This is a genomic window from Abyssibacter profundi (assembly GCF_003151135.1).
GTDB classification, from domain to species: Bacteria; Pseudomonadota; Gammaproteobacteria; order Nevskiales; family OUC007; genus Abyssibacter; species Abyssibacter profundi.
Window position 1 is genome coordinate 22,682 of sequence record NZ_QEQK01000012.1, and the last position, 12,909, is coordinate 35,590.

9 protein-coding genes are annotated in these 12,909 nt (G+C 63.2%); 1 reads left to right on the forward strand and 8 read right to left on the reverse strand.

The window, feature by feature from the left end:
* Nucleotides 1–2: 2 nt before the first annotated feature.
* Both rdgB and rph read right to left on the reverse strand, forming a co-directional pair.
* Nucleotides 3–605 carry an RdgB/HAM1 family non-canonical purine NTP pyrophosphatase gene (gene rdgB, locus DEH80_RS13295; protein WP_109720996.1) on the reverse strand — a complete coding sequence of 201 codons (603 nt, stop codon included), beginning with the start codon at nt 603–605 and terminating at the stop codon, nt 3–5.
* Entirely contained in the window at nt 602–1,336 is a 735-nt protein-coding gene (gene rph, locus DEH80_RS13300) for a ribonuclease PH (RefSeq protein ID WP_109720997.1), read from the reverse strand. The genes rdgB and rph overlap by 4 nt, the downstream gene beginning before the upstream one ends.
* Before the next feature lie 61 nt (nt 1,337–1,397).
* Between rph and DEH80_RS13305 the strand changes: the two genes are divergently transcribed.
* Nucleotides 1,398–2,261 carry a YicC/YloC family endoribonuclease gene (locus tag DEH80_RS13305; protein ID WP_109720998.1) on the forward strand — a complete coding sequence of 288 codons (864 nt, stop codon included), beginning with the start codon at nt 1,398–1,400 and terminating at the stop codon, nt 2,259–2,261.
* A gap of 732 nt (nt 2,262–2,993) precedes the next feature.
* Here DEH80_RS13305 and DEH80_RS13310 read toward each other — a convergent pair.
* The 6 genes from DEH80_RS13310 to DEH80_RS13335 form a co-directional block, all read right to left on the reverse strand.
* Nucleotides 2,994–6,101, reverse strand: a complete 3,108-nt coding sequence (locus DEH80_RS13310) for an efflux RND transporter permease subunit (protein WP_109720999.1) — start codon at nt 6,099–6,101, stop codon at nt 2,994–2,996.
* 8 nt (nt 6,102–6,109) lie between these two features.
* Nucleotides 6,110–7,711: an efflux RND transporter periplasmic adaptor subunit gene (locus DEH80_RS13315; protein WP_165831468.1), complete on the reverse strand. Its 1,602-nt coding sequence runs from the start codon at nt 7,709–7,711 to the stop codon at nt 6,110–6,112.
* Between the two features lie 380 nt (nt 7,712–8,091).
* On the reverse strand, nt 8,092–9,219 hold the full coding sequence (locus DEH80_RS13320) for a TolC family protein (RefSeq protein WP_165831469.1): 1,128 nt from the start codon (nt 9,217–9,219) through the stop codon (nt 8,092–8,094).
* 140 nt (nt 9,220–9,359) lie between these two features.
* Entirely contained in the window at nt 9,360–10,319 is a 960-nt protein-coding gene (locus DEH80_RS13325; RefSeq protein ID WP_109721002.1) for a M56 family metallopeptidase, read from the reverse strand.
* Nucleotides 10,320–10,321: 2 nt separating this feature from the next.
* On the reverse strand, nt 10,322–10,717 hold the full coding sequence (locus DEH80_RS13330; protein ID WP_109721003.1) for a BlaI/MecI/CopY family transcriptional regulator: 396 nt from the start codon (nt 10,715–10,717) through the stop codon (nt 10,322–10,324).
* Nucleotides 10,718–11,085: 368 nt separating this feature from the next.
* Nucleotides 11,086–12,816: a hypothetical protein gene (locus DEH80_RS13335; protein ID WP_133249239.1), complete on the reverse strand. Its 1,731-nt coding sequence runs from the start codon at nt 12,814–12,816 to the stop codon at nt 11,086–11,088.
* Nucleotides 12,817–12,909: the final 93 nt, after the last annotated feature.

The window sequence follows — 12,909 nt, forward strand, 5'->3', positions numbered from 1 at the left end:
GACTAGAGCGGTTCGATGCGCAACTGGGTGACCAGTGCCGCAACCGCCTGGCCACGGTGACTCGCCCGGTTCTTTTCGTCGGCGGTCAATTCAGCCGCCGTACGCTGCTCACCAGCAGGAAGAAACACCGGGTCGTAACCGAAACCATCTACGCCACGGGGCTGTTCAACAATGCTGCCGGGCCAGACACCCTGGGCGATGAGCGGGGCCGGATCATCCGCATGCCGCAGGCACACGCACACGCAGCGAAACCGCGCCTGACGGCGCCGCTCGCCGGCCAGGGCTTCCAGCAGCTTGGTGTTGTTGGCGGCATCATCACCGTGCCCGCCGGCGTAACGCGCCGACCGAACCCCCGGCGCACCGCCGAGGGCGGCCACCTCGATACCACTGTCATCAGCAATCGCAGGCAACCCGGTGGCCTGCGCTGCGGCACGGGCCTTGATCAGCGCGTTTTCGATAAACGTGCTGCCGGTCTCCGGCGGCTGCTCCACGGCAAACTCGGCCTGCGAGCGCACCGTGTAACCCAGCGGCGCGAGCATGGCCCGCATTTCCTTGAGCTTGCCGGCATTGCCGGTGGCCAGCACCAGTTGCTTGCTCATGGTCAGGATGCGGCAGCCAGCGCAGCCTGCTGCATGGCCACCAACTCACGAATACCGCTGCCGGCCAACTCCAGCAGCGCATCGAGTTCATCGCGCTGGAATGCATGCCCTTCGGCCGTGCCCTGCACCTCAATAAAGCCCCCGGCATCGTTCATCACCACGTTCATGTCGGTTTCCGCCGTGGAATCCTCGGCATAGTCCAGATCCAGCACCGGCGTGCCGCCACATATGCCGACCGAGATCGCCGCCACGTGCCCGTGGATGGGGTCGCGTTTGAGCTGCTTGCGCTCCAGCAACCCGTTCACCGCATCCACCAGCGCCACATACGCCCCGGTGATAGCCGCCGTGCGCGTGCCGCCATCGGCCTGCAGCACATCGCAATCCAAGGTGATCTGGCGCTGGCCCAGCGCCTCGAGATCCACAACGGCCCGCAGGCTGCGGCCAATGAGTCGCTGGATTTCCTGGGTGCGCCCGCTCTGCTTGCCACGAGCCGCCTCGCGGCCCATGCGGTCGTGGGTGGAGCGCGGCAGCATGCCGTATTCGGCCGTCACCCAACCCCGGTTTTCGTTACGCAGCCAGGGCGGCACCCGCTCATCGACCGACGCGGTGCACAGCACACGTGTGTCGCCGAAGCTGACCAGCACGGAGCCCTCCGCATGCTTGGTGAAATGGCGGGTGAGGGTGACCTCGCGCAGCTGATCAGCCGCGCGGCCACTGGGTCGTTGATAAGTCGTCATGGGCGCGGAGTATACCGACGGCTTCGGCCTCGCTCCGGGCCGATCTGCGATACTCCCCCGCATGATCAAGAGCATGACCGGATTCGCCCGCCGACAGGCCTCGGGCGAGTGGGGGCAGCTGGCCTGGGAGCTGCGCACTGTTAACCATCGCTACCTGGACGTCAGCTTCCGACTGCCGGAGCCCATGCGGGCGCTGGAGTCGGAGTTTCGCGCCCGAATCAGCAAGCAGGTGGCACGCGGCAAGTGCGAAGCCTCGCTCAAGCTGGAGTTGGCGGATACCACCAGCAATCGCCTGGACATCGATACCGACCGGCTGGATGCCTTGTCCGCCGCCATCAGCGAAGTGACCAGCCGCGTCCAGACCCAGGCCCCCGACCCGCTCCGCGTGCTCGGCTGGCCCGGCGTGCTGGTCGAACAAGGTGTCGATCAAGCCCAGCTCAACGCAGCCGCCCTCGACACCCTGAATGAAGCCCTGACCGCGCTGGCCGAAGCCCGCCGCAGCGAGGGTAGCAAGCTCGCCGCCCTGCTCACCGATCGCGCAAACCAAATTGAATCGCTGGTGGCAGACGTCACCGCCCGCCTGCCCGCCATCCGCACGGAATGGGAACAGCGCCTGCGCGACCGTCTCGCCGAGTTTAAAACCGAACTCGACCCTGCCCGCATCGAGCAGGAATTCCTGCTGCTGCTCAACAAGACCGACGCCGCAGAAGAACTCGACCGACTCACCGCCCACGTGCAGGAAATCCACAACATCCTGCAACGCAAGGACCCCGTTGGCCGTCGCCTCGACTTCCTGATTCAGGAACTCAACCGCGAAGCCAACACCCTGGGCTCCAAGTCACAAGACGCAGAAATCACCCGCCTGGCGGTGGAACTGAAAGTCGCGATCGAGCAGATGCGGGAGCAGGTGCAGAACATCGAGTGACGCCGCTCCAAGTTTCATGCAGCGCCCGATATGAATATATATTCTTGAATTTAATGATCTTTTTTCTTCGCAGCGCCGCAGACGGCCTGAGGGTTTCTTGGGTTTGACTTGTATCTAGACTGCAATTGACCGGGCTCAACACCGAGCTCCGGCCGGGGATCTACCCCATTCGCCCCCGAGAAGCTAAGCAAGAATCGTCAAGGAAAGGTGCGCTGAGGAGCCAGCCTAGCTTGAATCGTGGATACTGCGAACGCCCGGGTCGTTGTCAGTCGCTGATTTTCAGCCGCAGCCCCCGATCAGCAGAGCGCAGCACCTGGATGTGTCGGTCGCAGGGCAAAAAACGTGTGGCCTGCCGTCTTTCTAATCCACGTGATTGACCCTTGGCGTTCAGCCATCCACTCCTCGCTGCAACTCTGAACGCCAGCGCCAACAGTTTGACCGGCAGCACGCGACCTAAAGCCGGCGCTGGCACACGCAGTCCGGAAAGTGCCAGAGGCCGACCTCCCGAAGTGTCCCTCGATCTTGGATGCGTTCATCAACGCGGACTTTCGAGTGTGCTTCCTTGAAGTGTCTATGGCATCCGGTAGTTTGCGACGCTACATACGGGCCGAAGCACCGTGCGTGACGACGCGGGGATGTTCAGGCGAGCGTTCACGCAAGGAGCTGTTACTCAGACCCACCTGTCAGGTGGCGGCCGTGTTCACGTTGCCCGTGAGCTCGTGAGCAACGACTTCACGTCCGAGCGGAAGCACCACGCTGCGTTGCGCTGCCAAATCGTGCATACAGCGCCGGGACGACCAACATGTTGAGTGCGGTCGAGGTGGCTAGGCCGCAGAGTATGACCAGTGCCATCGGTGCCTGAATCTCGCTACCCGGCTTGCCCAAACTCAGCGCCAGCGGGATCAACGCCAGTGCGGTAGCAAGCGCTGTCATCAGAATCGGTGCCAGACGCTCTTCTGCACCACGCAGCACAGCAGCACGTAGCGCCTGCTCTTCGCCGGTCAGTTGCAGCCGCCGGATATGGTCGATCATGATCACGCCGTTGCGCGTGGCGATACCGAACAGCGTGATGAACCCGATGATCGCAGCAATCGACAACACGCCGTCCGCGAGGTAAACGCCCGCGACGCCTCCGATCAGTGCTAGCGGCAGATTGAGCATCACCAGCCCGGCATCTCGCGCTGTGCCCAGCGCCATCATCAGCAGCACGAAGATGCCGACAACCGCAATCCCACTGAGCACCAAAAGCGTCCGCGTGGCCTGCTCAGCGCTTTGGAATTGCCCCCCGTATTCAATGTAGTAGCCGGTTGGCAGCGTCATCTCAGTGGCAAGCCGCGTGCGGATGTCCTCAACGACGCTGACGAGGTCTCGGTCGGCCACATTGGCGACAACGACGCGTAGCCGCTGCACGTTCTCGCGGCTGATCGTGTTTGCATCCCGCGTGCGACGAAGATGGGCAAGGGCATGCAGCGGAACATGCGCGCCGGTTGATGTGATCAGCCGGGCGTTGCGCACGGATTCGAAGTCGGTTTTTGCATCGGGCGGGAACCGCACGACAAGATCAAAGGCGGCGTCGTCTTCCAGCACGCGGGATACCGTCACGCCCGTAAACGCGGCTTCGACGAAATGACTGACTTGCGCCGCTGTCACGCCGTACTGCGCCATGGCACCGCGTTTGAGCTTGACGTCGATGAACGGAATCTGGGACTGGCTGGCCAATGAAACATCGACTGCGCCGGGCACATTGGTCATCAGCGCCTCCGCCTGCTGTGCGAGGCGATCCAGTTCCGCCAGGTCATCGCCGAAAATCTTCACCGCGATGTTGGCGCGTGTGCCGGACAGCATGTGATCGATGCGGTGCGAAATCGGCTGGCCAAGGATGATGTTGGCACCCGCGACGGCGCTGAGTTCGTCGCGCAGCGACTCCAGCAGCGCCGCCTTGCCACGATCGCTGGGGCGCAAGCTGACGTCGATTTCAGAGGCATAGACGGCCTGTGCATGCGGATCACGTTCAGCGCGACCGGTGCGCCGGGCCGTGGCGATGACTTCGGGTGTGTTGAGCAGAATTCGTTCGACGCGTTGACCGATCGCATCTGATTTTTCGAGCGACGTCCCCGGCAGCGCGACCACGCCAATGGTCAGGCTTCCCTCGTTGAACTCTGGAAGAAAGGCGCGGCCTGCAGAGAACAGAGCAACGATCGCAGCAACGAACAACGCGCCCGCAAGTACGGCCAGCAGCCACCAGGTGCGCAGCGACGCGTTGAGGACGGGGCGGTAGACCCGCTTCAGCCAGTCCACCAGCGGACCGTCTCGGCCCGCGCGGACGGTCGCTGAATTGGGCAGCATCAGGTGGCCGAGCACCGGCGTGACGGTTAGCGCGACGAGCAGCGAAGCACCCAGCGACACCACGTAGGCCAGCCCCAGGGGTTGAAGCAGCCGCCCTTCGACGCCGGACAGGAAGAACAGCGGCAGGAAGACCAGGATGATGATCAGCGTGGCGAATACAATCGAGGACTCAATCTCGCGCGTTGCGTCCAGCACAACGGCAAAGCGCGCGCGCTTCTCGGAAGCCGGCTTGCCGTGGTTTTCCCGCAGCCGCCGAACAATGTTCTCGACCGCAATGATGGCGTCATCGACCAGGGCCCCGAGCGCGATGGCGATGCCGCCCAGGGTCATGGTGTTGATGGTCGCCCCCAGAGCCTTGAGCACCAGCAGAGTGACAATCACCGACAGCGGCAAGGCCAGTAGCGTGATCAGCGTGGCCCGGCCGCTCATCAGGAACACGAAGACGATCAACACGATCAGCAGTGCGCCGTCGCGAATGGCCACCGAGAGATTATCAATGGCCAGGCGAATGAAGTCCGCCTGTCGGAAGGCATCGGTTTCGATGCGCATGCCGTCGGGCAAGGACTGCTGGATGTCCGCCAGCGTGTCATCCAGGCGCTCGGTGAGCGCCAGCGTATTGGCTTCCGGCTGCTTCTGGATGCCCAGCACGACGGCGCTCTGCCCACGGTAGCTGCCGGTGCCTCGACGTGGCGCCGGACCTGAGACCACCGAGCCGATGTCCCGTACGGCGATCGGTAAGCCATCGCGTGTTGCAACCACAGTGGCGGCGATGTCATGCACGGACTGGACACGGCCGCGGGCGTGAATGAGGAACTCCTGCGCGTTCTCAACCACGAAGCCACCGCTTGCGCTGGTATTGGTCTGGCCGACGGCGGCGATCACCGACTCCAGCGTCAGGTTGTAGGCGGCCAGGCGCTCGGGGTGCACTTGCACCTGATATTGCCGGGTCAATCCACCGATCGGGATGACCTCCGCGACGCCCGCCACCGCCAGCAGCCGCCGACGCAGCAGCCAATCCGCCGTGGTTTTCAGCGTCATCTCGTCATGCTGATCCGATACCAGCGCGATGAACATGACTTCGCCCATGACGGACGTGATCGGTGCCAGCGTGGGCGTGGGGATGTCAGGCGGCAGCTCGCTGCGGGCGGCTTGCAACTTCTCTGTCACGATCTGGCGCGCGCGATAGATGTCGGTCTGCCAGTCGAACTCAATGATGATGACGGCCAGCCCGACGCCGGTGTTCGAGCGCACACGCCGCACGCCGGACGCTCCATTCATGGCGGTTTCGATCGGGAAGGTCACGAGCCGCTCGACCTCCTCGGGCGCCAGGCCATGCACTTCGGCGACGACCGTGACGGAAGGCGCTGTCAGGTCGGGGAAGACATCGACCGGTGTCCGCAACGCCTGCCACGCGCCCCAGGTCAGCAAGACCAGGGCTGCAGCCAGCACCAGAGCACGGTTGGCCAGCGATCTACGGATCAGCGCTTCAATCATCAATCAACCTAGTGCGCGTGGCCGTGGCCGGCTTCGGCCGGGTCTGCTGCGGCGAGATGCACGTCGTAGGCCCCTTGACTGACAACGCGCTCCCCGGCTGCGAGCCCATGGGTGATCGCGACGAACTCTGCGTCGCGCAGACCGGTACGCACCGCGCGGCGCTCGAAGGTCTCTCCGCCGCGCTGTACGTAGACGATCGGTTGCCCCCCGTCGTCAATCAGCGCGCTGCGAGGGACGGTGACAGCCTGAACCTGTTCGCCCGTCAGGATGTGGGCGGCCACACGCTGGTTGATCCGCAGGCCGACGTCCGAGGTAGCGAAACCCAGGATGACGGGCAAGGTCCGGCGGGTGTCATCGATCACCCCGCCCACGGCGATCAAGTGTGCATTGTCACCAACGTCCAAGCGGACGCGACGATCACCCAGGTCAAACCAGGCACCGTCAGGACGGCTGATCCGGGGCGCATCCGCCTCGGCGACATCGGCGCGCAGCCACAGCTCGCTGTCGCCAGCAATTTGCGCCAGCATGGAATCGACCTCCACGACCGCGCCGGGTGTGATCCGCAAATCTACTAATCGACCGGAGATCGGGGCGATGATGGCAATCCCTGCCCTGGACGTGGCGTTAGCAAGTTGCACGACCCGGGCGCGCGCCGCACGCGTCTCGGCCCGTGCCACCTCCAGCGTGTTTTCCGCCTCGTGAACGCGATGCTCGGCAATGGCGCCGGACGCGAACAAGCGGCGATGGCGCGCCAGGTCCTGCTGTGCGAGGCGCTCATTGGCTTCTGCACGCTCGAGCGCAAGATTCAGTGTCGCGGCATCCGTCCCAGCGGACAGCAGTGGCCGCAACGTGGCCAGTTGTTGCCCGCGCTCGACACGAGCCCCGATCGAGGGAAAGCCTTCCGCCGTTGATGCGACGATTCCGGCACTGGGAGCGCGCAACGTGGCAAAGCGATCGGGCGGTGCGGTGATGGTCGCTGATGCGGGAACGGATGCCTGCACTGCTCGGACGTCAGCTTGTGCCAAGTCAAATTCGCCTTGCCACTGCTGCTCCTTGAGGTAGCTCACGCCACTGTCCGGAACATCCTCCGCGGGGGGGACGGCGTCGATTGTGGCGTAGACGTCGACCTTGCCCAAAGCGTGCGTGGTGTTCAGATCCTCGCCGGACAGTTTCAGCACCAGGTCGTACTCGCCCGGTTCCCGCGGCTGGATGACCGGCGTGAACAATCCATCCCGCGCAGGCGCGCGGACGCGGAAGCGCGCTTTCAGGCGGCCTTGCTGAAGTAGCTCGACGTCCAGCACCCCATCGCGAACCGGTGCGAAATCGGCCAGCCGCGTGAAGTGCGCCAAAAAGCGTGATTCCTCACCGACGACCAGTGCCGGGTACTCCATGAACAGTTCGCTGCTGCCGGTGAAATGCGTGATGACGACTGTCGGACGGCCGTCGTCAGCATCGCCATGACCGTGCGCGTGATGGTCATTCCCATGGTCATCGTGGCCGTGCCCCGCCTCGTGGGAGTGGTCGTGACTGCACGCGGCCATGAGACTGACGAGCACGAGGGCCAACACTGCTGATCCGATGGCGCGCATCGGTCTAGTGAGGGTGGTCATGCGCCGCGTGCGAGCGGCCCCGGTCTGCGTCATGGTCGCCATCACCGCGATGGGCGTGGTGGCCGCCAGCCTGCCTCGGCGGGCAGCTTGCGCTCGCAGATTGCTTGCCGACATCCATGCGGTCTGACGGCTGCTGTTTGGACTTTGGGCCTGACGTGGCTGGAGGGCAATCCGCCGCGGCGTGCTTGTTCGTTTCCCCTGAGTCGGACTCGCCGTCTTCTGGGAAGAAGGCTTCGGTCGCGGGTGCATCAGAGTGTCCGTGACCATGATCATGGCCGTCCTCGTGATCGCCGCCAGCCGTTGCCGTGCCGATCATGAGCGTGCACGCCGCCAATAAGGTGCATGCCACGTGGCGCGCCGTGGTTTCGGTCAAGCGTCTTTCATTCATTGGAGTCATCCAGCGTGTAGCGGTGCAGTTCGTTGTGAGCAGCTCTGGCTGCCCAGGTGAGGTCGTGTGCGTTCAGCAGCGTGCTCAAAACCGTGTCCAACGCGTCGGTCAGCTGGAGCACGCTGAGCTCTGCTTCGGCGTAACCCGTCTCGGCGGCCATCAGCATTGCCGATGATGAGCGTTCGGCTTCCTCGGTGATCCGCATTGCCTGCCCCCGAAGCCGTGTTGCCGCTGCCCAAAGTCCGCGAACATCGCCTGCAACTTGCTGTTGCAGGGCGGTGAGTTCGGCGGTCGTTGATTCAACGTTTGAAGCCGCGATCTGTCGCTGGTCGCTGCGGCGATCGAACAGTGGCAGCGGTACTTCCAGTGCCACTAGCGCGCCGTCTTGCTCCATCCCATTGGATTCAACCGTCCGGTGGCCCAGCCCCAGGGTTATTTCCGGGATACGCGTGCGCTGTTCGGCGCGCAGCGACGCTTGCGCCGCGTCAAGACGCGCCTGCGCAGCCCGTAGGACCGGCAACCTTGGCAATTGTTCGAGCAGCGAAACTAAGTCGGGCGGTGCAGGCGGAATGAGTGGGTCGGTCAGCCTGAGTCCTTGCTGGGTTCCCAGCCCCAGTAAAGCCAGTAGTCGCTGGTGATCACGATCTGCCCGGGCTGCGGAAGCTGCCTCACGTGCGGACACGCTCACCTGCTGCTGCTCGAGTCTAAGCAAATCAAACTGCGCAGTTTCACCGCGTGCGACCTGCTCGGTAATCATCGTGATCAACCGTTCGATCCGCGTGCGTGCATCGGCGAGCAGTCGCGTGCGCTGCTGCCAGTAGAGCGCGTTGAAGTAGGAATTGCGCAATTGCTGAATCAGCAACCTGACGCCGTGCTGCGTGTCGGCAACCCGGGCGCCGCCCTCTGCCGCGGCCGCAAGGCTGCGTTGCCTGCGCACGCGGGACAAATCCAGCGATTGCCGAATCCAGATGCTGCGCTCGTCCTCCGATTGGCCGCCGCCAGACACGGATTCGTCGGACAGCTCCAACACAGGGTTGGCCCATCGGCCGGCGGCGCGTTGTTCGCCCGAGGCACCCGCTCTCGCAGCGGCTAGGCGTTGGCTGATGTGCGGTTGCGACATCAGGAGCGCTTCAGCTTGATCAAGACTGAGTTCTTGAACTCTCGGGTCTGCACTCGCAAAGGCGGGCACGGCCGCGCAAATGAGCATTAGCAGCGCGGCGTGCCATGCAGATCGTCCCTCAACACTGGCGCGCATCATATTCAAGTGATCTGCTCAAGCAGCAGATGGACTGGTGGAGCCAAGCTCGCAACAGTCGTCAACACCGCGGCGAATGCCGCCGCGAGCAGAAGATGGCTGGTCCGGGAGGGTCGCTCGGCGGGCTCCAGCAAAGCCCAGATGCGTTGCTCCAAGTGTCCGCCATCCAATCTGCACACGGACGGACCCACCGGTTGGTGCGCGAGCGTGAGCCGCCCGACGCGGACCAGACATTCTGCAAGATCGGTCGCCTTGCTGGGCGTTTCGGCAGCGGCCGCGTCGCAGCGTTGCTCGCAGGCGAGTTCCCAATCCCTAAATAGCTGCCTGCGTACGGCAGGCCAATGACCCGCCGACAACACCGAGAGCCCGAGTTTAAGCAGGCCGTCTCGTCGTGCCACATGGGCCTGTTCGTGGGCGAGGACTTGCTGAATCTGCCCCGAGTTCAGTGCATCAAGCAGGCCGTCGCTCAGATAAATGCCCGGCCGCAGCAGGCCGGCTGTGAACGCCATCGGTGCTGCAATGGGCAGACGGAATGCGCCCAAATCATGATCAAATCTGGCTAGAGCCAGCAATCGCTGCAGCCGCCGATGCTGCGAGATGACACGGGCGGCCTTGAATGACATGAGCGGAGCAAAAACCGACAAGACCGTCGCTAACGTCATCCCCGCAGAACGGGTGCCTTCAATGGGCAAATGCCACCCGCAACCATGATCGGCGGCGTGCAGTGCGCAATGGTCCATGACGGTTGCCCACAGGTGTGGGGCCGACGCCAGCATCGCCAGAGCCGAGGCCGAAATGACCGGCGAGACCAGCAGCAGCGTCGAGGCTCGCAATCTGGCGCTCGCCGGCCACCCATTGACCAGCGGACGGATCGCAACGGACAGGACAGCGAGCACCGTGCTCACCAGCACGAAGCAGCCGAGCAGCAATAGCGCAAGTGCAACCAGTTCGTCGTTTGGAGGCACCGCTATCGCTCCGCGTTTTTGGCGCGATGCGCGTTAATCAGAGCCTGGAGCCGGTCCAGCTCGGCGTCGTCTTCACCGTGAAGCTCCAGGAAAGATGCCAGCAGCGCGCCGCGATCGATCTCGCCCAGCGTGTCCGCAATCGACTGCATGCTCCCCAGCAACAGCGATTCACGATCCACCTTGGCGGAGTACACAAAGGCCCGACTGATCTTCTTTCGATCAAGGAGCCCCTTGCGGAACAACCGATCCAGCGTGGACTGAACTGTATTCAGCTTGCGCGAGTGTTGGCCGCCCAGCGCCTCGTGGGTCGAACGAACGTCTGCCTGACCTGATGACCACAGGTGCTCCATGACCTGCAATTCGAGATCGCCGAGCGGCAACGAAATGGCCTTCTGCATCGGGAAGCCGGTCGGTTAACGGGAGGCATCGAGCCTGACAGGTTAATACCGATTGTCAATCGGTTTTATGTTTGTACGAGCCTACTGCAACGACGACAGGCGGCTTTGGACTGGTTTTCGCCAGTCGTCCGCGCAAATCCTGCACCAGAGCGCTATCCTCCATAGGTGCCCCGCTTCGCCGATTCAGCGGACGTGCCGAGCAACGCATGCTTTGTAGCTGAAAGTGTAACTAGCCGGGGCGCCCCGCAAATAAAGCATTGATATGAAAAAGTTTATTCGCGCCATAGGTAATCAGGTGCAGAATATCGAGTGACAAACGCTCGACGCCTGATTGCTCGTTCATCCGTAGAAAGCGACCACTCTCGCCGCTAGCGAGACCGCGCATCCGAAGCGTCAAAGGGATCTCGCCCCAGATCGACCTCTTGCGCGTCGATCATGCCATCGGCGTCGCTGTCTAGCCCGCGGTTGTTCTGCAACCAGTAGTAGCGCGCACCGGAACCACCAAGCACGCTTAGATGCGCCAGAACATCGAGATCCCCATCCTGATCAAAGTCGTGCAGAACCGGGTGGGCGTCCGTGGATGAGATCGAGATATCAACCGGCAAGGGCGGGGAGAATTGCAGCGCCGCGCCACTGGCTCGAGGGTTGAGCGCACGAATCATCGTGAGCGTCTGTACGCGCGGTTCGGTCAACGTGTTAGCCCGCGACCCGAGCACCAGCTCGCTCAAGCCATCCCCGTCGAGGTCAACCGCATGCAGGTCAAAATAAGCCGTGCCGTTGCTCTGGACTTCTGCTTCGAAGAGCACTTGCCGCTCGGCAAAGCTCAGCGTCCCGGCCTGGCTGGCCTGGCCGCGGCGAAAAGCCACCTGGACGCGGTCTCGGCCGGCTTCTCCAGCCACGCCACGGACACTTTCAAACAGGTCCAGAACGCCGTCGTCGTCGACGTGCGCGAGCTCAACTGAAAATACATCACTACTATCCAGCGACCCACTGAGGGCGAATGTCGGGTCGGCGCCCGTCGACAGCTGGTTTTCGTACCAGCGAATCTGCTCCCTACCCGGCCACGTCGCGATGAGGTCGGGCGCCCCATCGCCGCCCAGGTCAAACACATCGACATCCACCGAACCGCCCACATCGTCAATCGCCCTGGGGGATCTGTAGTCAGCCGAGCTGTACCAGCTCAGAGTGGGATGGTCAGGGTCGAACAGTGCGCGGGTTGCGGCAATCAACTCCAGTGAGCCTTGTCCGTCGAGATCCGCCATAAGCAACTCGTTTGCAGGCGGAATACGGTTAATCGGAAACTGTGTTGAGCGACGTCGGCCTTCAGCATCCAGTTGCACGACTGCGATCCGGTTGTCGTCGAGCGAGACCGCCACCTCGAGCAAGTCATCAGGCTCCAGTTGCCCGGCGCTGATCGCTGCTCCGGCTTCATCCAGCAACGTTTCCTGAAGAAAGAAACGACGATCTGGCTCCGGGGTTGCACTGCCTGCGTTCAGCCCCAGCACGGTGGTGGAGTCGCCAGAGGCCCCCTCTGCAATCAGAAGAATGTCTCCGTAGCCATCGCCATTGACATCATGCACTGTCGGCGCGACAACATCGCTGGACCGAGGTGCCGCAATCCCGACCGCATGACGCGGGCCGAAGAACGAGACTGATGTCGGGTCCAGCGGGTCGGTGCCCAGTTCACGCTCCCGCGCATCGGTGACACCGTCACCGTCAGCGTCCTCGTCGGCATCGAGCACGCCATCGTTGTCAGAATCCGCGACAGCCGGATTGGTCCCAGCGCGAACTTCGTCGTCATCCGGCACACCGTCGTTGTCGTCATCTGGATCGTCCGCATCCGCGATGCCATCGCCATCCGCATCCCCCGAGCAGGCATCACCTTGGCCATCGGCATCTCGATCTGACTGATCGGGATTGGCAACCGCTGGGCAGTTGTCGTCGGCGTCCGCAATCCCGTCGGCATCCGCGTCGACGACCATCACGGGAGGCTGCGTGCCTCCGTCATCCTCATCGTCGCCCGAGCCGCAGCCCGCGATGAAGACACTCGGTGAGAGCACCAGTGCAGCAACCCACAACATTCTGCTTGCGTCGTCCATGACTCATCAGCCTTTGATTCCGGCTGCCGACACTAACGCCAATCCGCCATGAGCGCCCCACCCGAAGTCCCTTACATCCTCCATTCAGGGGAA

Excerpts from the sequence above, each read along its gene's own strand:
- DEH80_RS13305 (WP_109720998.1), top strand. The coding sequence starts at position 1,398 with ATGATCAAGAGCATGACCGGATTCGCCCGCCGACAGGCCTCGGGCGAG.
- rph (WP_109720997.1), bottom strand. The coding sequence starts at position 1,336 with ATGACGACTTATCAACGACCCAGTGGCCGCGCGGCTGATCAGCTGCGC.
- DEH80_RS13330 (WP_109721003.1), bottom strand. The coding sequence starts at position 10,717 with ATGCAGAAGGCCATTTCGTTGCCGCTCGGCGATCTCGAATTGCAGGTC.
- DEH80_RS13310 (WP_109720999.1), bottom strand. The coding sequence starts at position 6,101 with ATGATTGAAGCGCTGATCCGTAGATCGCTGGCCAACCGTGCTCTGGTG.
- DEH80_RS13335 (WP_133249239.1), bottom strand. The coding sequence starts at position 12,816 with ATGGACGACGCAAGCAGAATGTTGTGGGTTGCTGCACTGGTGCTCTCA.
- DEH80_RS13315 (WP_165831468.1), bottom strand. The coding sequence starts at position 7,711 with ATGACCACCCTCACTAGACCGATGCGCGCCATCGGATCAGCAGTGTTG.
- DEH80_RS13320 (WP_165831469.1), bottom strand. The coding sequence starts at position 9,219 with ATGTCGCAACCGCACATCAGCCAACGCCTAGCCGCTGCGAGAGCGGGT.